This is a genomic window from Flavihumibacter profundi (assembly GCF_020076305.1).
In the GTDB taxonomy this organism is placed as follows: domain Bacteria; phylum Bacteroidota; class Bacteroidia; order Chitinophagales; family Chitinophagaceae; genus Flavihumibacter; species Flavihumibacter profundi.
Genome location: NZ_JAIQXE010000001.1, coordinates 1,870,262 through 1,896,645, shown reverse-complemented (window position 1 = coordinate 1,896,645; position 26,384 = coordinate 1,870,262). Strand labels below are relative to the sequence as shown.

At 44.3% G+C, this 26,384-nt stretch carries 20 protein-coding genes and 1 tRNA gene; 5 read left to right on the top strand and 16 right to left on the bottom strand.

What is annotated here, in order from left to right; translation table 11 throughout:
- Positions 1-37: 37 nt before the first annotated feature.
- The 8 genes from LAQ65_RS08185 to LAQ65_RS08150 all read right to left on the bottom strand — a co-directional run bounded on the left by LAQ65_RS08185 (position 38) and on the right by LAQ65_RS08150 (position 12,491).
- A complete protein-coding gene (locus tag LAQ65_RS08185) occupies positions 38-823 on the bottom strand; it encodes a heme ABC transporter ATP-binding protein (protein WP_224116461.1) in 786 nt (261 codons plus the stop codon).
- Complete coding sequence (locus tag LAQ65_RS08180; protein ID WP_224116460.1) at positions 816-1,865, bottom strand: FecCD family ABC transporter permease; 1,050 nt, start codon at positions 1,863-1,865, stop codon at positions 816-818. The genes LAQ65_RS08185 and LAQ65_RS08180 overlap by 8 nt, the downstream gene beginning before the upstream one ends.
- A complete protein-coding gene (locus LAQ65_RS08175) occupies positions 1,852-2,745 on the bottom strand; it encodes a heme/hemin ABC transporter substrate-binding protein (protein WP_224116459.1) in 894 nt (297 codons plus the stop codon). The genes LAQ65_RS08180 and LAQ65_RS08175 overlap by 14 nt, the downstream gene beginning before the upstream one ends.
- Before the next feature lie 10 nt (positions 2,746-2,755).
- On the bottom strand, positions 2,756-5,179 hold the full coding sequence (locus tag LAQ65_RS08170) for a TonB-dependent receptor (protein ID WP_224116458.1): 2,424 nt from the start codon (positions 5,177-5,179) through the stop codon (positions 2,756-2,758).
- 102 nt (positions 5,180-5,281) lie between these two features.
- Entirely contained in the window at positions 5,282-5,794 is a 513-nt protein-coding gene (locus LAQ65_RS08165) for a hypothetical protein (RefSeq protein WP_224116457.1), read from the bottom strand.
- 157 nt (positions 5,795-5,951) lie between these two features.
- Complete coding sequence (locus tag LAQ65_RS08160; protein WP_224116456.1) at positions 5,952-7,529, bottom strand: L-serine ammonia-lyase, iron-sulfur-dependent, subunit alpha; 1,578 nt, start codon at positions 7,527-7,529, stop codon at positions 5,952-5,954.
- Positions 7,530-7,564: 35 nt separating this feature from the next.
- Positions 7,565-10,036, bottom strand: coding sequence for a glycoside hydrolase family 95 protein (locus tag LAQ65_RS08155; RefSeq protein WP_224116455.1), 2,472 nt, complete (start codon positions 10,034-10,036; stop codon positions 7,565-7,567).
- An 82-nt stretch (positions 10,037-10,118) separates the two neighbouring features.
- A complete protein-coding gene (locus LAQ65_RS08150; protein WP_224116454.1) occupies positions 10,119-12,491 on the bottom strand; it encodes an ABC transporter permease in 2,373 nt (790 codons plus the stop codon).
- 427 nt (positions 12,492-12,918) lie between these two features.
- Here LAQ65_RS08150 and LAQ65_RS08145 point away from each other — a divergent pair, with 427 nt between their 5' ends.
- Positions 12,919-13,170, top strand: coding sequence for a hypothetical protein (locus LAQ65_RS08145; protein ID WP_224116453.1), 252 nt, complete (start codon positions 12,919-12,921; stop codon positions 13,168-13,170).
- Between the two features lie 53 nt (positions 13,171-13,223).
- Here the strand turns inward: LAQ65_RS08145 and LAQ65_RS08140 are convergent.
- Together LAQ65_RS08140 and LAQ65_RS08135 are read right to left on the bottom strand one after the other, a co-directional pair.
- Positions 13,224-13,297 (bottom strand) — tRNA-Met (locus LAQ65_RS08140).
- A gap of 77 nt (positions 13,298-13,374) precedes the next feature.
- Complete coding sequence (locus LAQ65_RS08135) at positions 13,375-14,565, bottom strand: pyridoxal phosphate-dependent aminotransferase (RefSeq protein ID WP_224116452.1); 1,191 nt, start codon at positions 14,563-14,565, stop codon at positions 13,375-13,377.
- 22 nt (positions 14,566-14,587) lie between these two features.
- Between LAQ65_RS08135 and LAQ65_RS08130 the strand changes: the two genes are divergently transcribed.
- Entirely contained in the window at positions 14,588-15,973 is a 1,386-nt protein-coding gene (locus LAQ65_RS08130) for an anaerobic C4-dicarboxylate transporter family protein (RefSeq protein ID WP_224116451.1), read from the top strand.
- Here the strand turns inward: LAQ65_RS08130 and LAQ65_RS08125 are convergent.
- The 3 genes from LAQ65_RS08125 to LAQ65_RS08115 form a co-directional block, all read right to left on the bottom strand.
- A complete protein-coding gene (locus tag LAQ65_RS08125) occupies positions 15,968-16,876 on the bottom strand; it encodes a polyphosphate kinase 2 family protein (protein WP_224116450.1) in 909 nt (302 codons plus the stop codon). The genes LAQ65_RS08130 and LAQ65_RS08125 overlap by 6 nt on opposite strands.
- 81 nt (positions 16,877-16,957) lie before the next feature.
- The gene (locus LAQ65_RS08120; protein WP_224116449.1) at positions 16,958-17,389 is read right to left on the bottom strand and encodes a DUF1573 domain-containing protein; all 432 of its coding nucleotides are present in this window, start codon (positions 17,387-17,389) and stop codon (positions 16,958-16,960) included.
- A 20-nt stretch (positions 17,390-17,409) separates the two neighbouring features.
- Positions 17,410-17,847, bottom strand: a complete 438-nt coding sequence (locus tag LAQ65_RS08115; protein ID WP_224116448.1) for a DUF1573 domain-containing protein — start codon at positions 17,845-17,847, stop codon at positions 17,410-17,412.
- 184 nt (positions 17,848-18,031) lie between these two features.
- On the opposite strand from LAQ65_RS08115, the gene LAQ65_RS08110 reads away from it, so the two are divergent.
- Entirely contained in the window at positions 18,032-20,425 is a 2,394-nt protein-coding gene (locus LAQ65_RS08110; RefSeq protein WP_224116447.1) for a thiamine pyrophosphate-dependent enzyme, read from the top strand.
- A 76-nt stretch (positions 20,426-20,501) separates the two neighbouring features.
- Here LAQ65_RS08110 and LAQ65_RS08105 read toward each other — a convergent pair whose 3' ends face one another.
- From LAQ65_RS08105 to LAQ65_RS08095, 3 genes are all read right to left on the bottom strand, one after another.
- Positions 20,502-21,368, bottom strand: a complete 867-nt coding sequence (locus LAQ65_RS08105) for a hypothetical protein (RefSeq protein ID WP_224116446.1) — start codon at positions 21,366-21,368, stop codon at positions 20,502-20,504.
- A gap of 183 nt (positions 21,369-21,551) precedes the next feature.
- The gene (locus tag LAQ65_RS08100) at positions 21,552-22,274 is read right to left on the bottom strand and encodes a YebC/PmpR family DNA-binding transcriptional regulator (RefSeq protein WP_224116445.1); all 723 of its coding nucleotides are present in this window, start codon (positions 22,272-22,274) and stop codon (positions 21,552-21,554) included.
- 158 nt (positions 22,275-22,432) lie between these two features.
- On the bottom strand, positions 22,433-23,974 hold the full coding sequence (locus tag LAQ65_RS08095) for an amino acid permease (protein WP_224116444.1): 1,542 nt from the start codon (positions 23,972-23,974) through the stop codon (positions 22,433-22,435).
- A gap of 168 nt (positions 23,975-24,142) precedes the next feature.
- On the opposite strand from LAQ65_RS08095, the gene LAQ65_RS08090 reads away from it, so the two are divergent.
- Together LAQ65_RS08090 and LAQ65_RS08085 are read left to right on the top strand one after the other, a co-directional pair.
- Positions 24,143-25,378 (top strand): dicarboxylate/amino acid:cation symporter, encoded by a 1,236-nt coding sequence (locus LAQ65_RS08090; RefSeq protein ID WP_224116443.1) that lies wholly within the window; start codon positions 24,143-24,145, stop codon positions 25,376-25,378.
- 14 nt (positions 25,379-25,392) lie between these two features.
- Positions 25,393-26,376, top strand: coding sequence for a DedA family protein (locus LAQ65_RS08085; RefSeq protein ID WP_224116442.1), 984 nt, complete (start codon positions 25,393-25,395; stop codon positions 26,374-26,376).
- The last annotated feature ends 8 nt before the right edge of the window (positions 26,377-26,384 follow it).

Below are 26,384 nucleotides of genomic sequence, written 5' to 3'. Positions count from 1 at the left end.
ATGTGGCCGGTATGATTTAAATCAGTTACCCAACTGTTCATTGGCTGCTGAAGATAACAAGTGGTTGTTTTGTAACCGGATTATCAATAATGGTTGACTGAACCTGGAAAACATCTGATAATAATCCGGAAGAAATAATTTCCTTAGGTGCTCCTTGTTTTACCAGGCTTCCTTCTTTAAAGAAAAGCAGGTTGTCGGCATATTGTGTAGCCAGGTTTATATCATGTATAACCGCAATCATTGTAACATCATCCTTTCCAAATTTCCTGAGGACCTGGAGAAACTCCTGCTGGTAATTTATATCAAGGCTGTTCAATGGTTCATCCAGGAAGAGGAAACGGGTTTCATTATTGTTTTGCACCCAGATTTGCGCCAGCACCCTTGCAAATTGTACCCGCTGTTTTTCACCTCCGCTCAGGGTCAGGTAATTCCTTGAAGTGAAGGAAGACAGCGATAGGAGGTCAATCACCTGCCGGCATATTTCTACATCTTTTTTAGTGGGATTAAACACAAAATGCGGGTATCTTCCCATCATCACAACCTCCTCAACGGTTAAAGGAAAACCAAGTTCGGTTTGCTGACTCATCACTGACCTTCTTTTGGCCAGCGCTTCGATGTTCAATTCCTTTATATCCTGTTGCTGGTAAGTTACTTTTCCGGTATATCCTTTTAATTCTCCACTGAAGATTTTTAGGAAAGTAGACTTGCCAGATCCGTTAGGGCCAAGGATCATATGCAGCTTGCCTGATTCGAATTCAGCTGTTATGCCCTTTAATATTTTCTTCCGGCCAATACTATAGGTAATGTTTTCTGTCCTAAGCACTGTTACCTCCTTGTTGTATACTATTGAATTTTTTCAGCAGGATAATAAATATTGGTGCCCCAACCAGTGATGTAATAATGCCGATTGGTATTTCTGCCGGGGCTAATAAAAGTCTTGCCATCATATCGGCAAGAGTTAAAAGCATGGCCCCTGAAATCATAGAAGCAGGTAATAATTTCTTGTTATCACTGCCAATCAGTAAACGCAAAATATGGGGGACAATTAGTCCCATAAAACTAATCACGCCCACAAATGCAGTGGCTACTGAAACCATAGCAGTGTTGATGACCAGTATTTTCTGCTGCAGGCGTTTGGGGTCAACGCCTAAATAAGTCGCTTCCTCTTCGCCAAGGAGTAAGGCATTCAGTTGTTTCGCATAGCTGAGTGCAATTGCAAATATAATTGCAGCAATGCTGCCTACGATAAAGACCTGTGACCAGGAAGCTCCTGAAAAAGTGCCAAGGCTCCAGAATGTAATACTGCGGGCTTGCGGATCCCTTGCCAGGTAACTCATGAAACCTGTGCCACTCAGGCCAATGGCGTTGATCGCAATGCCAATAAGCAATAAGGAAAGCGTGGATACCCTTTTCGCATTTTTCGCCAATGCATAAACTGCATAAGTGGCCAGCATTCCGCCGGCAAATGCAAAAACCGGCACAAGAAACGGGCCGGTAGCGGACTTAAATGCAACGCCAATACCGGTGCCCATCACAAATACTATTGATGCACCAAAAGCTGCACCTGCACTGGTTCCCACAAGGCCAGGTTCAACAATGGGGTTGCGGAATAATCCCTGCATCAGTACTCCTGAAACTGCCAGTATTGCTCCTGTTATGGCGCATAATAAAACACGGGGAAGCCGAAGTTCCCAGAACACAGCTTCGTGGATATTGGCGGCAGGCTGCCCGCTGATATAATGCTGCACAGCGCTTATGATATCTGTTAGTGTTATTGGCACTGCCCCAAATCCAATGGCACAGAGTAATACAATAACCAGTAATGCAATTAGTACTGGCAGGAAGTATTTGTTATTTCTGAACATCTGCCTGCGGATGGATCAGTTTCATTAATGCCATTATATTCTCACCGGACCTCGGACCAAAATAAACCAGGTCGTGTTCTTCGAACCGGACGATCCGTTTGTTTTTCCCCGCATTGGTCAGTGCCACACCGGGTACACCGCTAATGAATTTTTCCATACTGCCCATTTGGTCATAACCGAAATCTGTAGCAATAATTATATCAGGATTTGCAGTTGCGACTGCTTCCGCACTGATTTGCCTCGCACCTTTTGCATCATAATGGGCTGTCTTGCCACCAGCTAGCTCAATGTATTTATCTGCAGGGCCGCCACGGCCACTCATCACAAAATAGACATTATTAGCCCTGCCAAAATGGATCACCATTACAGTCGGCGTATCCTTTAAATGCATTTCCAGTAAGGCTTTTCTAGCTATATCTAAATCCTTATCTATTTTCCTGTTCAGGGAATCAGCTTTCTTTTCCTCGCTGAAAAATTTCCCCATTTCAGTGATCAGTAATTTAGCGCTGTCAATAGTATTCGCTCCGCCAAATGCTTTGATATTTAGTCCTGCTTTTGTGATTTGCGGTAACACATTTTCCGGACCGATATCATTACTGTGAATCACCAGGTCAGGGTCCATGGCAATGATGCCTTCAGCATTCAAAGCCCGGTGATAGCCAACTGTTTTCAGCAGTTTCGCACTGTCAGGGTATGTACTGCTCAGGTCTACAGCAACAATATTGTGTCCTTTGCCTAGCGCGAAAACTATTTCTGTAAGGTGCTTTGACAAACAGACGATGCGTTGCCCGCTATTATATGTGGTTTCTTTGTTTTTGAACCTGCCGCAGGACGCCAGCAACAGCGGAAGGGAAACTGCCAGGATAATTTTTTTCATCATCACTTGTAATTTAGAAATTATATTTCAGGTTTATCCCCGCGAAAATATTGGCATTCGGAGCTGCCGGCAGGTAGGCATCGGGCAGCTGGTTGGCAAATACCATCAGGTAATATTTGGTATTTGTCAGGTTTATAGCACCCAGGTATGCATCAATGTCGAAATGTTTTCCGAGAGCCTGGCGAATACCTAGTTTACCGTTCAACAGGTTATAGCTGCCTGCATATACATCATTCAGTGAAGTAATGGGCATCCCATCCCTGTAGGTATAAGTGAAGTTGGCATAGAGGCCGGCTGCCATTCCAAGGTCAACACCAAGGTTAAATACTTTCGGGGAAACAGCTGCTACTTTTTTACTACTGTAATCTTCGGTTACTGTTGCGGATTTCTGGTACCTGAAATCATCGCCATATTTAAAATCAGAATAAGTGAAATTGGCGAATGGCCTTACCAGGGTAACAAATCCATTTGTAGCACTGTAAGCCGTGAACCTTACCTGCGCTTCCAGTCCGTTGTCAATTTGCGTACCTCCATTCACCACATAGGAATAAAGGGTGGTATTGGGTGAAGCAGGAGAGGAAACAGCAACACTTGTCATTTTATCCGAGAATGTTGCATGGAACCAGGCCAGTTCATAGCTGAGCCTGCTGTTAAACAGGTTGCCTTTTGAACCTATTTCAAATTGCCTGCCGGTCTCGGCTTTTAGGTCTTCATTTACCCTGCCTGTGGCTGGCGTAGCCGGATTGGTTACTGCGGGCGTAGTGATATAGAAATAAGAACTTACCGGCGCTTTGTAGCCCACACTGTAAGATGCATACAATGAGAATTGCTTACTGAATACCTTATTGATGGCGAGATGCGGGGAAACCATGCCGCGGTAATCTTTATTGTAAGTAGCCGGACGGGTTGCTAGTTCCGGGTTGAAGCGGTCATTAAGCGTTAGTTTCATATTGCTGACCCCGACTCCAGCGGTAATGGACAGGTCTTTTGCCAGGCCAAGGGTCCATTGTGTAAATAAAGAAGTTGTTTTTGACACTGTTGCTGTATTCGAAGTATTGGCATTGATCACCCAATATGGATTTTCACCAAGGGTCCATGTGGTATCGGTATCCGCAGGGTGCTGTTTCATGTTGTAGCCGATTGTTTGTCCGTCCTGCCTCTGTGTTTCTATCCCGGTATTGCCGCTCAATGTTGCATTACTGCCCAGCTCGAATTTTGTGTCAAAGGTTGACCGTAAGCCATAATTAATGGTGTTTTTATCGGTCCATCCCGCGGCTGAACTTGCATTGCTGGTAAAGCCGGTACCGAATACAGTAGTGGTATTGGAAAGATGCTTGTTGAAGGCATAAGTATGTCCAACGCCTGCACGGAAACTGATCACATTGCTGTGCGCATTTCGCTTGATATAATCCGGATTACCGGAATAATCATTATTATTCCATTGGTCGATGGTCAGCTCCCCAAGCCTTTCATCATAGGAATTACTGTAACCAGCATAGGTAGTGACAGTTTGTTTCTCATTTGGAGTGAATTCACCAACAAAATTTACAAAGTCTTTTTTGGAAGCATTGTGGATGCTGAAACCATCTGAATTTTGGTGGCCATAATTCAGGAGGATGGAAGAACGTTCGCCGGCGGTTTGAAAAGTTGTGGTATACCTGCGCAGGCCGTAATTACCGACCATAACTTCCTGGCCGAGGGATGTTTTTCCTTTTTCCGGCCTGGTGGTTTTAAGGTTTACCGCACCGGCAGCAGCAAGTCCATAAAGGGTTCCGGCCGGACCCTTGATCACTTCTACATTACCTATAGATCCAAAATCAATATCATCCATAGTTGTTATGCCTTCTGCATCGGTAATCGGGATACCATTGAGGTAAACTTTTGAGCCCTGCCCATCGAAATTGCTGCTAATACCCCGTGTACCCCTGGTCCCGTTGCCATAACCGCGAATATTAAATTGCTGTCCGCCTGCAACACTCCTGCGGTTCATTGTAACACCCGGTACATTGGTTAAAATTGCGTCATCGAGGTACAACCCTGTGCCGCGTTTAAGTTCAGCAAGGGTAAGTTTTGCAATTGATGCGGGTTGGTAAAGCAGCGCTTTATTGAAATTGGAAGTGGCAGTGATCTCCACAACATCAAGGGTGCGGTTATTGCTTGTGAGTGAAATTGTAAGAATGGCATCGCAGTCTTTAACAGTAATCTTTTGTGCAACGAAACCAACATAGGAAACAGTGATAGAATTTCCCGCCGGGCAGTTGATGCTGAATGAACCGTCCCTGGCTGAAGTTGTGGCCCCGCCCGGAAATGTAATGGTAGCGCCGGAAAGTGGTGTATTGGAACCGGCATCAAGGATTTTCCCGGTAAGCATTTTTTGTGCAAACGATATTGAAACCATGGCCATACAGGCCAGGGTAAATAAAATTTTTGATCTCATTATTTAAATGATTTTAATAATCAACAGGTAGAATTGCCCCAGGGCAACAGCCATGTGCAGCCAGGGTCGTGTGTATTTACAATAAAATAAAGGGGACAGTCACTAAGCCCAGGGTGGTGTGGGTATTATTTCTTGGGGGTTGGAAATGATCCTGGAATCCCTGTTGAAATATTTTTTTTCCGCTTCACAGGTAACCCATTGTTCATTGGCTTGTTCAGGCACTGTAAATAAAGCAGCCTGGAATTTTATACTATATTTTCCGCTTTTTGTACCATCAGCATTTTCATGCCCTGTTTTCATGTTCCCGGAGAACTGGTCGACCAGTTTTTTTTCTTTTCGGTCATTAAGTGCATAATATACTTTCTTCCCCTGTTCGGTTTTGGTTCTTACTACATCGTATAATTTGTCCTGGTATGTAAATTCCCTGCCTTCTTCCTCCCAGGAAAGTTCATTGTTGTCCTCGATCCTGTCGAGCGAGGCATCAGGAATATTTTGGAGGATTTGGGCTTCGAAGTCCCGCTCTATGCTGATCTCCCCGATAACAAACACAATGAGGTGGCCATACTGAAAAAGCAGTATGATGAAAAGGAATGATATGGCGATTGTTTTTTTCACCCGGTTGGTTGACCAGGCCGCAAGGTAAAGATAATTGCCAGTAATTTATTTAATCAGGTAAACACAACCAGGGTATATACTTTTTCCAATAGGGTTTAAGTAGTAGGCAAACCTTGGGTATTGGATGTTACTTTTATCATAATGGCTCATAGATGTATCAGCAACTTTTATAAAATTTATCAGGTTGTACTTCCAGCAAGGCTTCAATTTTTTTTGCGGCATTCGTTATGGAGAGGCCACCAAGGTTGGTGCATCTTAGGGTATGGTGAATTTGATCACCAACTGCTTTCATTGTTTCTATTACTTCATCGAGGGGTATAAGTTGCTCATAATTGGATAAAGCCATATTGGCACAGGAAACAGCATTTGTGGCTGCCATTACATTCCTTCCTAAACAGGGGGCCTCCACGCGGTTGCCGATTGGATCACAAATTATCCCCAGGGAATTTTGTAGCGCTAACGAGGCTGCGGCTAAAGACTGCTTCAGCGTTCCACCGTTCATTTCAGTAATTGCTGCGGCAGCCATTCCACCGCCTGATCCGGTTTCCGCCATGCAGCCGCCCACTTCCGCTGCAAAAGTAGCGTGCGCCGCAATGAACACCCCTATTAATCCTGCGGATAACATAGCTTTGACTATCTCATCTTCGTGCAATTGCAGGGAATGGCCTGTCCCGAAAATTGCACCTGGCAAGGCTCCGCAGGAACCTGCAGTTGGAGCAGCTACAATTACGCCCATCGAGCTTTTTACTTCCATCATGGCAGAAACATACATGATGATCCTGTTATTGGTTTCGCCACCAATTAATTGGTTGGCATTGAGTTTTTCTTTAAAGAGTACCGATTGACTGCCTAAGATCCGGTCTTCATAATGCGTTCCTTTTAAACCCAGTTGAATTGCCTTGTCCATTATATGGATAATGTCGCGCATTTTTTCAAATACTTCCGACTCGGAAATATTTCCCCTTTTAGCTTCATAATCCAGGGCTAGTTGCCAAAGGGATTTATTTTTATTCCTGTTATACTCAAGCATTTCATTACAGGTAATAAATGGTACCTGTAAATTATTTCTTGCCATTACAGGCAGTACCGGTTTCAGGTATTTTATAACTGTAACTTCCTCCATGCTGAGCAATTCATTGCAAATAGAGGGATCAGGAAATGTTTGTGATTTGATTTCTATAAAACTTCTCTCGCCTTTATGGAATTGTATATCATCAAATGCAATGGATGCTTTTAGGTACTTGATTATCTTTTCCGCTTCTTTACAGTATATCAGTGTTTCAAAATAGTCGCCAGCCATCGAAATAGTATTGCCATCTATTTCAATCACTTCAATCATGCCCCCACCCGTAGAAATGGCTGTCAGGTTTCTTGTTTCTTTATTATTGCTTAGCGTAAACTTATAAGTATTCGGGTGACCAGCGCCTATATCACATATATTGATGGTTACATTTATTCCTGAAGTAGCCAGGTGTTTGTCAGATAGTGGCAACCGTTCATCATAGGCTTCCCAACCCATGAATCCACCGAATAAACCCATGTCAGAACCCTGGCTCTTGTGTGTTGTTGCCAATGAACCATTAGGGTCAAATTCAATAATGATATCCTTGATGTTTTCATCCATCAGGTCCCTGCACAATCGGGCAATGCGTAAAGAGGCGGCACAATGGGAACTGGAAGGCCCACGCATTACAGGTCCGATTACATCATTGAATATACTTGGATAAGTAGCCATTTAGCCTGATTTATAATCTCCTTAAAAGTTATTATTTATTTTTCTATAAAATATACGCCACCCTTTATTGTTTTGAATTCAACAATATTATCTGCCAGTTTTTTAAATGGCACGCTGTGTCCATTGCTTTTTATCTTCTTTATCGCACCGGATTCAATCCTGCAATTTTCGCCTGCTTTGGATACTATTTTAAGTCGGGTGATTTTTTTATTTTCCCAGGCATAACTTAATTCGAAAGCGCCTCTTGCGCATACGCCGCTGAATTCGCCCGAACTCCATTCATCAGGAAGGGCAGGCAATAATTTTATGTATCCTTCCTGTGATTGCAACAACATTTCCGTGATTGCGGCAGTCACACCAAAGGTCCCATCCACCTGCGGTGCCCGTCCGCACAGTGCGAAAAGTGATAAGCAGCTCTGCTCTTTAATATATCCTTTATAAATTTTATTAGCCCTGTTGCCATCGTTCAGCCGGGCCCAAAGCGCCATCTTCCAGGCCCTTGACCAGCCTGTGGATGCATCGCCCCTTTCTTCCAGAACTTTTTTATACGCGGCTATCAATGCGGGCGTTCTTTTCTCATACAATATCTTGCCGGGATACAGGCCATACATATGTGAAAAATGGCGGTGGTTTTTTTCCAGTGATTTCCAGTCATCGGCCCATTCCTGCAGTGAACCATCCCTGCCAATTTGTGGCGGCACTAATTTTTCACGGGCTGTTTTTACCTGCTGGATGAATCCATCATTCTCGCCAAGGATGGCGGATGCTTTTATGAAATAACCAAACAGGTCGTAGAGTATCTGCATATCAATGGAAGAGCCTGCGCAAATTGTGGTGCCTTCCCTGAACCCCGCGGTTACTTCGTCAAAATAAGGTTTGTTGCCGCCGCCATCCGGAAAGTTTTCGGGGGAAGTGGATGGATTGGTTACCAGCCATTTTCCGTTGGGGTGGGTCACTAAAAAATCCATAAAGAATTGTACCGAACCTTTTATCAATGGATAAGTCTCCTGCAGGAAATTTTTATCCATGGTGTATTGGTAATGCTCCCATAAATGTGTGCACAACCAGGCGCCACCAACAGTGAAAGTGCCCCAGGTTGGTCCATCCATAGGCGCAGCGACACGCCATATATCCGTATTCTGGTGGAAGACCCATCCGCTGGCACCATAGTGTTCCCTGGCAACCTGTGTACCCTGGTCTGTTAGTTCTTTCACCATGCGGACCAGTGGCTCTGCACATTCGGACAGGTTACCGGTTTCTACCGGCCAGTAATTCATTTCGGTATTAATATTTGTGGTGTATTTCGAATCCCATGCCGGGTTCATATCATCATTCCAGATGCCTTGCAGGTTGGCTGGTTCGGTGCCAGGCCGGGATGAACTAATCATCAGGTACCTCCCGAAATTATAACTGAGGGCAGACAGTGACGGGTCTGGACCTGATTGTATTTTTTGTATGCGTTCCGGTATCGGGAGAAAAGAGTTTTGGGTGATGGGTAATTTTAGCGAGACCCTGTCGTAGTATTTTTTATAATCGGCGACGGCTGATTCAAGAATACTTTGCCAGGTTTTGTTTTCTATGCCATTAAAGTAGTTATCTACCCGTTGGTGCTGGTTTGCACTTACATCTTTATAGTTGATGAAATTTGTTGCAGCAGCAAAATACAAGGTAACCGCGTCGGCATTTTCAATGATTAAATCAACGCCATCTGTTTTTATAGTACCACCTTCAGGAACAGCTTTTATGCGGGCTTCATATTTTAATTTCCCTTCAATACCCATGTAGTCGGCTGATTTACCAGTCAGCACTAATCCGTCATTACCATAGGGGTCCATTTTGAAATAATCGGTTGCATAATTGGAGTGCGCCTGGTTTCTTACGCCGCGCAGGTTTGCGGTGAAAGAAATACTGCCGGGTTTATCTGCAGTGACCCTGACTACTATAACCTGGTCGGGTGCAGAAGCAAATACCTGGCGCAGGTAAGTGATGCCGTTAGATTGGTAAGAAACACCTGTTAGGCCGGTCTCCAGGTCGAGCCAGCGCTTGTAGTTACTGACAGAATCCTGGTTCCTGAAAAACAGGTGCAGGTTAGCAAGTGACTGGTATTTTTGTTGTTCAACGGGGTATCCCATCAGCTTTCGCCCGAATAAATTATGCGCCGCTAAATATTTTTCTTCGAATACAAGTTTCTGGATTTCCGGTAAGGCGGTGTAGCCACCTTTTACGACGGTTGAATATGGCCCGCCGGTCCAATAGGTTTCTTCATTAAGCTGGATACGTTCTTCACCGTTTTTGCCGAATACCATGGCGCCTAACCGGCCGTTGCCAACAGGGATTGCATCTTCCCATTTTTTTGCAGGTTCAGGGTACCATAGCACGGTAGATGGATTGAATGCCTTTGAATTTATCCGGTTTGGGAAGTCGCTGTGTTGAGCCCGTAGTAAGGTGGCTGAGAACGATAAGAAAGTAAGGAATAGCAATGCTGCGTTTTTCATCTTTGTACCCATGTAAATTATATTGCTAAAAGTTGGTAGGATTACCATTGCTGAAATATAATTCATTAAGCGCGCTTGGCAGAAAATTTCTATATCATTCTGCCCTTAAACTCTTTATCGGATTGGCAATGGCTGCCCTGACAGATTCATAGCTGACAGTGAGCCAGGCGATCAATAAAGCTGTAATGGATGCAACAGCAAAAATGATCCAGCTGATATCTATGCGATAAGCGAACCCTTTCAGCCAGCTGTTGATAGCAAACCAGGAAACCGGGATAGCAATTGCTGTGGCAATAAGGATGAGCCGTGTAAATCCGGTCGATAAAAGGTATACAATATTAAAAATAGAAGCTCCCAAAACCTTACGAACCCCGATTTCCCTGGTTCTTTGTTCGGCCATGTAAGCAGATAATCCGTATAAGCCCAAACAGGAAATGAAAATTGCAAGGATGGCGAATATGTTGAAAAGTTTGCCCAGCTTCTGTTCGCCTTTGTACAGGTTGGCGAGGTCTTTGTCGAGGAAATTATATTTGAAAGGATAGGCCGGGTTGAGTTGCCTGCTGATTTTTTCCAATGCTTTGATGGTCGCCTCGGTATTGCCCGGTTTTGTTTTTATGACCACATTACCGCCATATTTGTTCAACCGAAGGATCAATGGTTCTATAGCCTGCTGGATCGGTTTGAAATTAAAATCTTTAACTACACCGATAATTATTCCTTTCTCATTTTGAAAAGTCAGTGGTTTGCCTGCTGCGTTTTTTATATTCATCCCCATTACCTGCATGGCTTTTTCATTGATGATGAAATTGGTTGAGTCGGCTTTGAATTCCTTTGAAAAACTTCGGCCGCTTAATATTTTCATCTGGAAAACATCAATGAAATCTTCACTCACATCCATTGAAGGAAAGACTGTTTGTGCATTAGGGTCTTTCCCTTCCCATAAAATACTTACTGTACCACTGGTAAGATTTGTTGGTAATTCGGAAACAATGGCAAAATCAGCAGTAAGTGGATTCCCTTGTAGCTCGGTTCTGAGTGCCTGTTGTTTGTTCCACATTTCGCCGGTCATTTCCATATACAACAGGTTTTCTTTTTCAAAGCCGAGGTTCCTGCTTTTTATAAATTGAAGTTGTTTGTATACCACTACAGTACCGGCAAGCAGCACTATCGATACAATAAACTGGGTAATTACCAGCCCGTTCCGGAATAATAAATTTCCGCCCATTGATTTCATGTTTCCTTTCAGCACTTTTACCGGGTTAAATCCGGATAGGAATAATGCGGGGTAACAGCCGGAAACCAACCCTGTAGCCACCGCTATACCCAGCAGCTGAAGCATAAATTTTCCATCCAGGAAATGGCTGGACAATGATTTTTCAGAGATAGTATTGAAAAGTGGAAGAAATACCAGGACAATCCCAAAGGCTAAGAGCAGTGCAAGTAATGCTATCAGCAAAGACTCACCCAGGAATTGGGTAATCAGCTGTTTACGGCCAGCGCCAACTACTTTTCGTAAACCAACTTCTTTTGATCTCCTGGCAGAGCGTGCTGTGGCGAGATTCATGAAATTGATGGAAGCCACTGCAAGAATAAATATGGCGACAATAAAAAAGATCTTTACATATTGTGCATTTCCATGACCGGTCAGATCTACCTGTAAGTTGGAATGCAGGTGAATACTGGTTAACGGTTGCAATTGAAAATCTACTTTCAGTTCTGCCACATTTACATGTTTCTTATAAATCTCATTGATCTGTTTTTCCAGACTTTTTAAAGAGGCTGTTGCAGGGACGAAGTTTTTATCCAGTTGCACATAGGAGTAAAAATTGAAATTATCCCACACGTTTGTCTTAAGGTCAAAGTTTGTTTTGGCAATTGAAGACATGGGCAGGATGAAATCAAATTGTAGGTGTGAGTCAGGAGGGATATTTGCCAGCACACCGGTTACAGTAATATTGTCACCATTATCTTTTCTTATGGTCTTGCCCAGGGCATTTTCCTTCCCGAAATATTTGGTGGCCATGTCTTCTGTGATCAATACGCCATCGGGACGGTCAAGCGCTGTTTTCGCATTACCACTAATCAACGGGAAAGAGAAGATTTGGAGAAAAGTAGAATCAGCATAGAACACCCGCTTTTCTTCAAATTTTCGGTTGTCTGCTTCAAACAGGTTAGTGGAAATATGGCTAAGGCGGACAAAGTTCTTTATTACGGGCATTTCTGCTTTCAGGCCGGCGGGCATTCCAGCCGGGTTTACTGCTGCCTTAAAATCCCCGGCGTTGCAGGTGATCCGGTAAACCTGGCCGGCGTTTGCGTGGAACCGGTCATAACTCAACTCGTTTTCCACCCACAAAAAGATAAGGATGCTGCAGGCCATACCAATAGCCAGTCCGGAAATATTAATGAAGGAATACGCTTTATGGCGGATAATATTCCGGAAAGCGGTTTTTAAATAATTTTTTAGCATGGGCTGGCTTTGGTAGTCTGATAGTTAGACGGGCGGGGGCCGTAATTAGTTACCAGGAAATGTGGACTTGCAGTAATCAGCCTGGTTAGGGAGTACTATTAGACCTCTTTGGCTCCCCGATACTACCTCTTTGGGTCCTCTTTGGGTCCTCGGCCCCGGAGGTCTTTCCGAGGACCCAAAGAGGAGGCAAAGAGGAGGCAAAGAGGTGTTTTCGAGGTAAAATGGACATTCATCCCAGGAATGAGTGTAGCCCGTCACAGGAATGGGTGTAGACCGTCACATAATTGAAGAAAAATAGTGGTTGTGGTTTGATTTTTGGGACCGGAAGATCTTAAGCCCAATTTTTTATTTAAATCCAATTTCATCATGGCACATGCTAACAATTCTGTCATTACCGGAAAATTAAAAGGCTCCTTCGGGAAAAAACTTGTATTCCGCGAGTGGTTACTACCACAGCGGCCCAGGCAAAAACCAGGAAAAATTCCTGCTGGCCGCCCGTTATGAAAAATTCACTATCAATGACCCCGCAATGGTAGCAGGCTATGCAGCTCCCTTAAGATCCATGCAGAATGTATACAGCAGGGAGTTGGAAGATTTACCGGACAAAAACAGCATTAGCCGGATGGATAAGTTGAAACCCCTGGATTTGAAAACTTTTCACCAGTATTTATGGGGATAAAATGAAAAAACCCATTTACTACTGCGTAAATGGGTTGCTTAAAATTGCTTTTGTAGCGAGATCGGGAGTTGAACCCGAGACCTTTGGGTTATGAATCCAACGCTCTAACCACCTGAGCTACCTCGCCAGCGGGACGCAAAAATATAGCATCAGGATTAATTTGCGAAATGAATCGACAATTTTCTGCCGGAATACAACCGTTTTTTATCGTTTGTTATAGACTTCAAGCGCTTTTTCAAGGCAATCCATAGCCGCATGTATGGAGGGTACATTTAATACGTAAGCCAGGCGTACCTCATTTTTCCCGAGACCGGGAGTTCCATAGAACCCGGTTGCCGGGGCCAGCATAACCGTTTGGTCTTTGTAAGAAAAGCTTTCCAGCAACCATTGGCAAAATTTATCGGCATCATCAATAGGCAGGCGGGCAATGGCATAAAAAGCCCCGCCGGGGTTTGGGCAGAATACCCCGGGCATAGCATTGAGCCGGCTTACAAGGGCATCCCGCCTTCTCAGGTATTCAGTTTTTGATCCGTCAAAATAATTGTCGGGCAGGTCAACCGCAGCTTCGGCAGCAACCTGGGCAAAACCCGGCGGGCTCAGCCTGGCCTGTGCAAACTTCATTACTGTATCGAGCAATGACTGGTTGCGGGTTACAAAAGCACCGATCCTTGCACCGCATGCGCTGTAACGTTTGGATATGGTATCCATCAATACAATATGATCATCAACCCCTTCCAGTCGCATGGCGCTGAAATGTTCCCCCGAATAACAAAATTCGCGGTATGCTTCATCCGCAAACAGGAACAACTGGTGCTTGAGAATAATTTGTTTCAGGACTTCCAGTTCCTCGCGGCTATACAGGTACCCGGTTGGATTATTGGGATTGCAGATAACGATGGCTTTGGTACGGGGAGTAATGGCTTTTTCAAATTCAGAAATTGGGGGAAGTGCAAAACCATTTTCTATATAAGAAGTGATCGGTTTAACAACAACTCCGGCAGCTACAGCAAACCCGTTATAATTAGCATAAAAGGGTTCCGGAATAATTACTTCATCACCCGGGTCCAGGCATGCCATAAACCCAAACAGGATCGCTTCTGAACCGCCTGTGGTAACAATGATCTGGTTATAGTTAACCGTAATGCCCACTTTTTTATAATATTCCACGAGTTTGCGGCGGTAGCTTTCATTGCCTGCGCTGTGGCTGTATTCCAGGACTTTAAAATCGTGGTTGCGCACGGCATCCACCATCGCTTTTGGCGTTTCGATATCAGGTTGGCCGATATTCAGATGGTACACTTTCACGCCTTTTTTCTTTGCGGCTTCAGCAAACGGAACCAGTTTGCGGATAGGTGAAGGCGGCATATCCCTGCCGCGCTGACTTATTTGTAACATGCCCCAAAGATAGTTGCTGTATATGATCCGATCTTTTTATCTTCCTGTAAATGTTGGAGAATACGGTATGATCTGGATCCAGTTTATTATTTTAATCGCGATGATATTGATCGGTTCCCGGATGAAGGGAATTGGGTTAGGTGTGATGGGGATGCTGGGCATGCTGGTATTTGTCCTGGGATTTGGGATGCGGCCCGCGGAACCCCCGCTGGATGTGATGCTGATTATTTTAGCTATTGTCACCACTGCGGCTACTTTACAGGCTGCGGGAGGACTCGATTACCTGGTGGGTGTGGCAGAAAAAATTATCCGGAGTAATCCGTCGAGGATTGTATTCATTGCCCCGTTTACGGTGTTTTTCCTTTGCCTTTTTGCCGGCACCTCGCACGTGGTTTATTCCCTGTTGCCCATCATTGCAGAAGTGTCTGCCAAGAAAAGGATCCGTCCTGAGCGGCCACTCAGCATTTCCGTTGTAGCAGCCCACCTGGCATTAACCGGAAGTCCTATGAGTGCAGCAACAGCGGCACTGGCCACCATCCTGGCCTACAATGGTGCAACCATCCATATCATGATGGTTTGTATACCTGCCTGTTTGCTGGGTGTCCTTGCCGGTTGTTTTACGGCAATAAAAATGGGGAAGGAATTAGAAGCCGATCCGGTTTTTCTTGAGAAAATGAAAGATGCGGAATTCAGCAGCTGGATCAATTCAGGTATACAGCAAACAAAGCGCGACCTAAAGCCCGGCGCCAAAAAATCGGTGCTGGTATTCGGGGCGGCAATTCTATTTGTGGTGGTATTCGGGGCGTTCCCCGCATTGTTGCCAAACCTGGGCGAGGGTAAGGAGAATTTCGCTGTCAAGGCCGATGGTACCCTTAAAATGGCAGCCATAATTGTTCTGGTAACTTTGTCTGCATCGGCAGTAATGATGGGAATCACAAAAACAAAATCGGCAGAAGTAATGAAGGCAACGTTATTTACTGCAATGGCTGCGGCTGTCGTTTCGGTTTTTGGTGTTGTATGGATGAGCGCCACTTTTATGGCGCATAATGAAACAGCTATAAAATCGGCTATGGGCAGTATTATTAACCTGTATCCCTGGACATTTGCGATAGCTGTATTTATGATGGGGATACTAATGTTCAGCCAGGCTGCAACGACCCGTGCGATGATGCCACTGGGACTAACGCTTGGCTTATCCCATGGTGCCTTAATTGGAGTATTCCCGGCCGTGAACAGTGATTTTGTTTTACCAGGGTATCCAACTTTACTGGCAGCTATAAATGTGGATCGCACAGGATCAACGCAAATTGGGAAATATATTTTTAATCATAGTTTTATCCGGCCCGGAATGGTGGCTATTTCAGTAGCAGTAGCTACCAGTTTTTTATTGGGCAGTTTTTTCCTATGAGTCTTTTTCAGCCATTAATTTTTCCCTGATGGCCATCAATTCTTTTTTCTGCGCGTCACTGATTTTGGGATAAGTAGGGTCTATTTTGTTGAATTCATGAATTATGACAGCAGCCATACAAACCCGGGTAAACCATTTGTCATCTGCGGGTAACACATACCATGGAGCATATTCTTTAGATGTAGCGCTAAGCATTTCTTCATAAGCTGCCATATATTCATTCCAATAGCCCCTTTCTGCGATATCACCTGCAGCGAATTTCCAGTTTTTTGTGGGGTCATCAATTCTTTCCAGCTGGCGCTTTTTCTGTTCTTTTTTTGACACATGCAGGAAAAATTTCAATACGACTGTGCCGGTCTGTACCAGGTTTTTTTCAAAACGGTTAATTTGTTTGAACCTTTGTAACCAGAAATCTTCTGTAATATCTTTTACTTTTTCAATGCCTGGAAGATTTTCATTGAGTATATATTCAGGATGAACCCTTGTTGCCAAAACATTTTCATAATGTGAGCGATTGAAAATGCCGATATCCCCGCGTGCAGGCAGGGCTTTAGTGTGTCGCCAGAGGTAATCGTGATCCAGTTCTTCTTTGGAGGGGGTTTTAAAACTTGTCACCTGGACACCCTGGGGATTTAGCCCTGACATAACATGTTTTATAGCGCTGTCTTTTCCGGCGGCATCCATTGCCTGAATCACAATGAGCATACTGTTCCGGTTATGTGCATACAGTTTGTCCTGCATCTTGGCGAGATTTTCAATACCATACTCCAATAAATTCGCCCCATCCTCTTTCGTCATCATTTTTTGGTCATAGTCTGTATGGAAATCCTTCTTCAAAGAAATTTTTTTACCAGGCTGAACATATAGCGTTTCGAGGTACTCGATAAATGGTTTGAGGTTCATATAGAGTGCAATTTTCCCTAATATAAGAAAAAAAAAGCCTGGTACAATGCTGTACCAGGCTGTATTATTTTACAGGGATGCTTATTTTCCTGATTTCTTGTCTTTTTCACTTTCGAATTTCGCATATTGTTCAGCGTTTAAAACTTCACCACTGATGCGCAATTCAAGGGGCTGGTCTGCACCTGCCACTTTTACAAAAATTGTTTTTTCAAACGGGCCAGCTGAGGCGGCATTAAAACCAGCAGTGATTTTATTGCTCTTGCCCTTTGCGGTTGGCTGCTGTGGCCATGTCGGGGTAGTGCAACCACAACTTGCTGTGGCACTTTCTATAACCAGTGGCTGGTCAGAAATATTGGTGAATTCGAAAACGTGGTTTACAGGTACACCTTGTTTGATTTTACCGAAGTTGAATTTCTGTTCAGAAAATTTCGCGAATTCATCAGCTTTCTTCCCCTGGGCAAAGATAGAAGCACTTAGTACAACTGCGAATAAGGTAAGCGCAAGTGATTTCATAATTATTGATTTAACGTTGTTTAATTGACTTGTTTCAGTAAAGTTACAGAGCTATTTGGAGGAGCTGATGGCATTGATTTAGCCACCTGACCTTTTATATAGATTGTTTTCGTATGGATTCCGTTGTATGATATGGTAACAGATTTTTCAAAAAGTCCTTCAGCGGCCGCATTATACCCAACTGTAATCAGGGTTGATTGCCCTGGTGCAATAGCGTCGCCAGACCATTTTGGGGTAGTGCAGCCACAACTGGCGGCTACGTTATCAATTTTTACTACTTCTTTACCGGTATTGGTCAGTGTAAAATCATATGTAACAGGCCTTCCCTGCCTTATGGTCCCGAAATCATGGGACGGCGCGATACTTACCAGGTCCTCAGAACCGGCAGCATTTCCCGATTGTGCCATCAGGGAAAATGTTCCCAAAGCCAAAGTGAGCAGGAGTATGATTTTTTTCATATAAATATAGAACGCATAACAAATGTAGCTATTGTGGTGGATTTTGCTAAAATCCGGGGTAAGACATTTGTTATTAATGAGTTAATGCGGCTTTTTTCACCCGCCGGGTAATTCCCGCCGGGAATTACCCGGCGGGTAGGGCTAACAGTTGTTCGCTTCGGTCTTTTTCCTTTAGATTTGTTGCATGGAAAATCTCTTGGAAAACGACTTATTGGCTTCTGAAAAGCTGAGTTTCGATCGCTTTTGCGATGAAGTTCTCCGTGATTATCAGTTGGCCTGTATAAGCCGCGAGGCCAGCCTGATAGGACGGAAGGAAGTCCTTACCGGAAAAGCCAAATTCGGCATCTTTGGAGACGGAAAGGAGCTGGCGCAGATTGCAGCGGCAAAATTCTTCAGGCCAGGCGATTTCCGGGCAGGGTATTACCGTGACCAAACCTTTATTTTTGCCAGCAAACTCGCCACGCTGGAGCAATTTTTTTCACAGCTGTATGCTAATCCCGATATCAGCGAAGATCCATTCAGCGCTGGCCGCCAGATGAATTCCCATTTCGCTACGCCTAATGTGGATGCGGAAGGCAACTGGATGCCTTTAGCCCACCAGAAAAATGTAACCAGCGACATGGCGCCCACAGCCGGGCAGATGCCCCGCGCACTGGGACTTGCATTTACCAGCAAGGTATTCAGGAAGGTAGACCGGCTTAAAGAGTTTACTGATTTATCCAACAATGGAAATGAAGTTTGTTTCTGCACCATTGGAGATTCTGCTACATCAGAGGGCCATTTTTGGGAAACCATCAATGCTGCCGGGGTTATGCAGGTGCCCCTGGCCATTTTTATATGGGATGACGGATACGGTATTTCAGTACCCAAGAAATACCAGACAACCAAGGGATCTATTTCCGAAGTGCTGAAAGGATTCCAGCAAAAGGAGGGCACCAACGGAATTGATATCTACAGGCTGAAAGGCTGGGATTATGCAGGTATGGTGGAGCTGATGGAACCCGCTATTAAAAAGATAAGGGACACCCATATACCAGCGGTATTTCATATAGAAGAAATGACCCAGCCCCAGGGACATTCAACTTCGGGTAGCCATGAACGCTATAAGACGCCAGAAAGGCTGGAATGGGAACGTGAATTTGATTGCATAAAAAAATTCAAGGAATGGATACTTGAAAATGCACTTAGTAGTGAAGAGGAGTTATCTGATATTGAACTGAAGGCGAAGGAGACAGTACGCGACAGTAAGAATAAAGCCTGGAATGCATACCTGAGGCCTATCAAGGAACAAGTGGACAGGGTAGTGGAACTTGCACAAAGTGTTATGCAACAGATACCGGAAAAGGCTGAAGCAATAAATATACCCATAAGAAAATTGCAGGCAGAGAAAGAACCTTTGCGCCGGGATGTGATGCACACCCTGCACCAGGTAATAAGCCTGGCTGGAAATCACGACAGCGCTTTCTGGTTAAAGGATTATTATAAAGAATTGAAAAGCCTTAATGCAACATTATACAATACGCACCTCTATAACGAAGGGCCGAAGAGCGCACTAAAAGTTGCAGAGAATAAAGTGCAGTACGCTGCAGATGCCCCGATACTGAACGGATATGAAATCTTAAACCGTTATTTTGACCAGCTGTTTACGACCAACCCTAAGGTATTGGCCTTTGGGGAAGATGTAGGATATATTGGGGATGTGAACCAGGGCTTTGCCGGGTTACAGGCCAAGCATGGCGAATACAGGATTTCAGATACCGGTATACGTGAGCTCACCATCATGGGGCAGGGGATCGGTGCTGCTTTCAGGGGATTGCGTCCGATTGCGGAAATACAGTACCTCGATTATTTATTATATGGCCTCCAGCCTTTAAGCGATGATGTGTCCACTACCCATTACCGCACTTTTGGAAAACAGAGCTGCCCGCTTATTGTCAGGACCCGTGGACATCGGCTTGAAGGTATATGGCATAGCGGGTCTCCGATGGGCATGGTCATCAACTCACTGCGGGGCATGTTTGTTTGTGTTCCAAGGAATATGGTTCAGGCAGTAGGCTTATACAATACCCTGCTGCAGGGTAACGACCCGGCCATTATGATCGAATGCCTGAACGGTTACCGGCTCAAAGAAAAATTACCTGAAAATCTTACCGGTTTTACTGTTCCTTTAGGGATACCAGAAATCGTTAGGCCGGGTGCAGATATTACCGTGGTATCTTATGGTTCAACGCTTCGCATAGCCCTGGAAGCTGCAGATTATTTGGCAAAAAATAATATCGATTGTGAAGTGCTTGATGTACAAACCCTATTGCCATTTGATATCCATCACCAGATCCTGGCTTCACTGAAAAAGACCAACAGGATTCTTTTTGTGGATGAGGATGTTCCTGGCGGTGCTACAGCGTATATGTATAATAAAGTAATGGAAGAGCAGGGCGGTTACCGCTGGCTTGATGTGGCGCCAAGGACTTTAAGTTCCAAACAACACCGTGCAGCTTATGCCAGTGACGGTGATTATTTCAGCAAGCCGAATGTCGAAGATATTATTGACGTAATCCAGCAGATGATGGCAGAATAATTCTGTTAAGGGTATAATTCTTTACTAAGGCAGGGAACAGGGTTTAAAACATTATCCGCTGTTCCCTGCCTTAATTTTATTTTGTGTTATTCTGGTCTATGTAATCTACTAATTTCCAAAGATCACTCCGGACCATTTTCCGGGTTTGATCTGCCTGCCCGCTGAGCCTTATAAAATCTATATTGTTTGGCATACTGTTGAAGGCCTCTTCATATTTGGAATCTATAATGGACCTTGGGTTATCGAAGAAGTTGGCTGTAAAAAAATCGCTTTCTGCGTTGAATTCATAAGGCAATAACTTTTCATACAATCCCCAGTCATTCAGGGCACCCAGTTTCATTCTTTCCTGGTGTATAGGGTAGTAAACTTCTGTTTCCATTTTTACATAATCTGCTGTCCGGCCCGGATTGGGTTTCATATAGTCAATTTCAACATAGGGTGAAATTGCTTTCTTAGCGTCTATCCCTGCCCGGTGAAGGTAAATTTCCCTTTTTGCCAGCGTCCGGCAATCCAGCAGCTGTGTCATGAATTGCTGGTAGCTGGTTGGTCCGCTTACGGCTTTCGCGTACATGTCTTTTGGAATTACAGGGTTATCGACCAGGTCGCTGAAATTGTTGGATATAATTACCGATACAAAATTGTACGGGGTCTGTTCACCGTCCGGGATTAGTACTTCATAAAAATACCATCCGATGATTGACTTTTGCTTAAACTGGTACTCCAGGACTTTGTGCGTTGTTGATTTTACAAGGCTGGTATATGTTTCCTCCTTGCCGGGTTTCAGCTTGTAGTAATTGATGGCGGCATAAACTGGCAATTTAGCAGACTGGGCAAGGATTTGCTGACAGGAAACGGAAATGGCAAGAAGCAATAAAAACAATCGCATGATTTGTTTCCTGCCATTTGATAAATAGCAAAGAAACTGGTGGTGTTTTTTACGCATATACAAAGATTGAGTGTTAGGTATCTTTGGTTGCAGGGGTGTAGGAGTACTTATGAGGGGCGGAGGGGGGACGGAAATGACAGCACTAATCCTGTGTGTGTATACAAGTTAAGTTATTGTTTTCTTAAATGCATAAAAAAGCCTGTTTTATAAAACAGGCTTTTTTACAGATTAATTTTAAGGTCAGGCCAGGTTATGGAAGACTTTTTGCACATCTTCATCCTGTTCAATTTTATCGACCAGTTTCAATACATCCTGGGCCTGCTCTTCAGACAGTTCAACTGTGTTAAGCGGGATCCATTCCACTTCAGCGCTTATTGGTGTAATCCCTTTATCTTCCAATGCTTTTTGCATATTCCCGAAATCGGTGAATCCGCAGCGCACCACCAGTACATCTTCGCCATTCTCACCGGTTCCTTCCCCCAGTTCCTCCAATCCGTAATCAATCAGTTCAAGTTCCATATCCTCGGCATTCAGGCCTTCCGGCTTTAACCGGAAAGCACCCATTTTCTTGAACTGGAAACTAACGCTTCCGCTATTGCCCAAAGCGCCACCACCTTTGTTGAAAATTGATTTAACATTGGCAACCGTACGGACATGGTTATCTGTTGCTGTTTCCACTAAGATGGCCACACCATGCGGACCGTAGCCTTCATAAAGAATTTCTTCGTAATTCTCCATGTCTTTGCCCTGCGATCTTTTGATAGCAGCTTCCACCCTGTCTTTTGGCATGTTCACTGCCTTGGCATTCTGGAAGCAACGGCGAAGGGCCGGATTGGTATTCGGATCCGGGCCACCTGCTTTAACGGCAATGGCTATTTCCTTACCAATCCTTGTGAATTGTTTGGCCATCCTGTCCCAGCGGGCAAACATGGTGGCTTTCCGTACTTCAAATATGCGACCCATAATATTTGTAGGTTTTACTAATTTATATTGTTATTGCCTGTCAATCGGAGCGCAAAGGTAAAAAATCAACCCTAAAAAAATAAAGAAACCCGCTTACTGGAGATCTGCCGGGTAAGCAAACCTTTCAGATAGCGGGTTTTTAATATATCAAAATGGGTTTAATTAAAATCCTTTGCGTTCGGCAGGATTTCTGCGGGCGAGTGACCGGGTTCGTTCAACATACTGTTTTTTCGGCTATAGGTAAAATACACTATAAGACCTACGGCCATCCAGCCAATTGCCACTTTAAGTGTGGTAAGGTCAATGGCAGCAATCATGCCTGTACAGATGAGTGCACCCAGGATTGGCACCAGGGGAACCAGTGGGGTTTTAAAAGACCGCGGGATTTCCGGGTTTTTTATCCGCATGATCCAAACACCAATGCTTACCAAAACAAAAGCAAACAGGGTTCCGAAGCTGGTGAGGTCGCCGGCAACATGGCCGGGAACAAATGCAGCAAAGAGGCCTACAAAAACAAATAAAATAATATTTGCTTTATAAGGTGTCTTGAATTTTGGGTGCAATACACCAAAAGCTTTCGGGATTAACCCATCATTACTCATAGTATAGAAAATACGGCTTTGGCCCATTAACATGACCAGGATAACAGAGGAGAAACCAGCGAGGATGGCTACGGTTACAGCCGTTGCAAGCCAGCCATACCCGGGCATATAGGCCGTAATGGCATAGGCAACTGAGGCTTCACGACCCTTTTCCGGGTCAACAAAATCCTGCCAGTGGGCAACACCGGTCAATACATGCCCGAATAAGATATACAATATGGTACAAACCACCAGTGAGCCTAAAATACCAATAGGCATATCACGTTTGGGGTTTTTGGCTTCCTGGGCGGCAGTAGATACGGCATCGAAACCAATAAAGGCAAAGAAAACTATTGCTGCGCCGCCTAAAACACCACCCCAGCCATGTTTGAAAACGCCACTATAGTTCACGATTTCCTTACCGGCAGAATCAAGCACTGGCGGCGTATGTTCGGGAATCAAGTAGGGGACATAGTTTTCGGGTTTGATGAATTTCCAGCCTACGAAAATGAAGATCAGCACGATCGCCACTTTAATAAAAACGATAATAGCGTTTACAAAAGCACTTTCCTGGGTGCCTTTGATCAGTAAGAGGGTTAATAATAACAAAATCAGCAGGGCGGGTGCGTTGATTAATCCCTTGTGGGCTATCCCGGCAGAGTCTGTGAAACTTTCAAAGGGTGAATGGCACCATTCATAAGGAATGCTGCCCCCCAGTAGCTTATTCAGGTATTCACTCCAGGCTATAGAAACAGTAGCTGCCCCCAGGGCATATTCCATTATGAGGGCCCAGCCTATGATCCAGGCTATCAGTTCACCCATGGTTACATAAGAATAGGCGTATGCGCTGCCTGCAATTGGAATCATAGATGCAAACTCAGCATAGCAAAGTCCGGCAAATGCACACCCTACAGCAGCAACGATAAAGGATATTGTTACTGCAGGTCCGGCAGCCTGGCCGGCAGCTGCAGCAGTACGTACAAATAATCCGGCACCGATAATGGCGCCAATACCCAGTGCAACGAGGTTAACGGCGCCGAGGGTTCTTTTCAATCCCTTTTCAGAATCAGCAGCCGTGGCCAGTAATTGAGAAAGTGATTTTTTTCTGAATAAACTCATATAAGCGTTAATTGTTTTTTGATGCAGTTTTGAAGCCCGTAAAATAAATAATAATTCCATTAGTGGCCAGTAAACTTTGATTGGTCGCTGATTTCAGCCGATTATTTTGGTAGCATCAGGATTTTTTTGAATTTTCGGCCTTCCTAACGTCAAGTACAACACCTCACAATGGTTAAAAAAAACAGGTTAACGGTATATATATTAATAGCAATGGTATTGGGTGTCCTGGTCGGGTATGTAGTTCACCAGGCTGCAACACCAGAGTGGATTTCCGGTTTCGCTGCAAACATTAAACTGCTGACCACCATCTTTTTGCGGATGGTGCAAATGATTATAGCACCCCTGGTATTTTCCACGCTTGTGGTAGGTATTGCCAAGTTGGGAGACCTCACTGCTGTTGGCAGGGTAGGAGGGAAAGCTATGCTTTGGTTCATCACTGCATCCCTGGTTAGTTTATTGATCGGCATGGTACTGGTAAATTTTTTCCAGCCGGGAACCGCTATTGACCTGAGTAATGCAGACAGCACCGGAGCGCAGGACCTGGTCGGGAAAACAAAAGCCTTCACCCTGACCAATTTCGTGGAACACGTATTTCCGAAAAGCGTAATAGAAGCCATGGCCACCAATGAAATACTGCAGCTGGTGGTGTTCAGTATCTTTTTTGGTATCGCCGCAACATCAATCGGCGCATATGCAAAACCCGTCATTAAAGCACTGGAGGGTATATCCCATATTATTTTGAAAATGGTGAATTATGTGATGGCTTTTGCTCCCCTGGGTGTATTTGGCGCCATCTCCGCTGTTATTGCTGTAAAGGGGCTTGAAGTGTTTAAGTTTTACGGGTTATACCTTTTGTATTTCCTGATTGGCATTTTGGTATTATGGTCGATTTTATTGCTGGTTGGTTTTTTACTGCTGGGTAAAAGGCTTCCCAAATTGTTGAAATCCATTGCGCAACCGCTCCTGATTGCATTCAGTACAACATCCAGCGAAGCTGTTTTTCCAAAACTAACGGAAGAGCTTGAACGATTTGGTTGCCGCGATAAAATTGTATCCTTTATCTTGCCGCTGGGTTATAGTTTTAACCTCGATGGCAGTATGATGTACATGACATTTGCAAGCCTGGCCATTGCCCAGGCTTATGGTATACACCTTGACCTGGGAACGCAGCTCACGATGTTAATAGTACTGATGCTTACCAGCAAAGGGATTGCAGGTGTTCCGCGGGCCTCGCTGGTTGTAGTGGCAGCCACTTGTGGCATGTTTAAAATTCCACCTGAGGGTATTGCCTTAATTTTGCCGATCGATCATTTCTGCGACATGTTCCGGAGTATGACTAATGTACTGGGGAATGCTCTCGCAACAACTGTTGTAAGTAAATGGGAAGGAGAACTGGAGGGCTAAACCCTGAAATAGTTATGAAAAAAAAATGTAAAAGCACCTGGATACTGATTGTAACGATTCTATTCGTTTTGCAGGCTAATGCCCAGCAGGAAGTTAAGCTTAGGGTAATAGACCAGTATGAGTCTCCTGTGGCTTCATTCAGCCTCCAGACAAAAACAGGGGAACAATCTTATTCAGCAAATAAGGAAGGCTATGCAACGGTGCAGCTGGTGCCTGATGAAAAAGTCCGGCTGCTGGCAGAAGCCCACGACACAATTGAATTTGTTTACCAGCAACTGACCCCGGAAAAAGTAGTGGTAGTGCACAAGTTTTTCCACTGGAAAGACATGCTGAACCCTATGTTTTATATTGCTTATGGCGGATTGTGGTTGTTGTTATTGATTGTCTTTGCAGAAACCGGGCTATTTGCCGGGTTCTTTTTACCGGGTGACAGTTTGCTGTTTGTGGCAGGCATATACAGCACCAACCTGGCGCATGAATTCCTGAAAATATTTGCTTTAGGCGGATTGGAAAATGAATGGATTGACCTGTTTATCCTTGTAGGGTTGGTTTCGTTTGCAGGTATAATAGGGAATACAATGGGTTTCTGGTTTGGGCGTAAAATTGGTCCGACTATGTTCCGATGGAAAGACAATTTCTTTTTCAAGAAAAGGTACCTCGATGAAGCACATGATTTTTATGACAAACATGGCGGCGGTGCAGTTGTATTCGCCCGCTTCCTGCCAATCGTAAGGACCTTTGCGCCAATCATTGCAGGCATTGTGGGGATGGATAAAAAGAAGTTTGCATTTTTTAATATTGTGGGCTGTATCTCATGGGTAATCAGTATGATATTTGCCGGTCATTTTTTGCAGAAATGGGTGAAAAACCAATTCGGCTTTGAACTGAAAGAACACCTGGAGATAATTGTAATAGGAATTATACTGGTTACTACCGCCCCGGTCATTTTCAAACTAATTACAGGAAAAGCAAAATCCAGATCATATCCGCAGGGATAATAACTTCC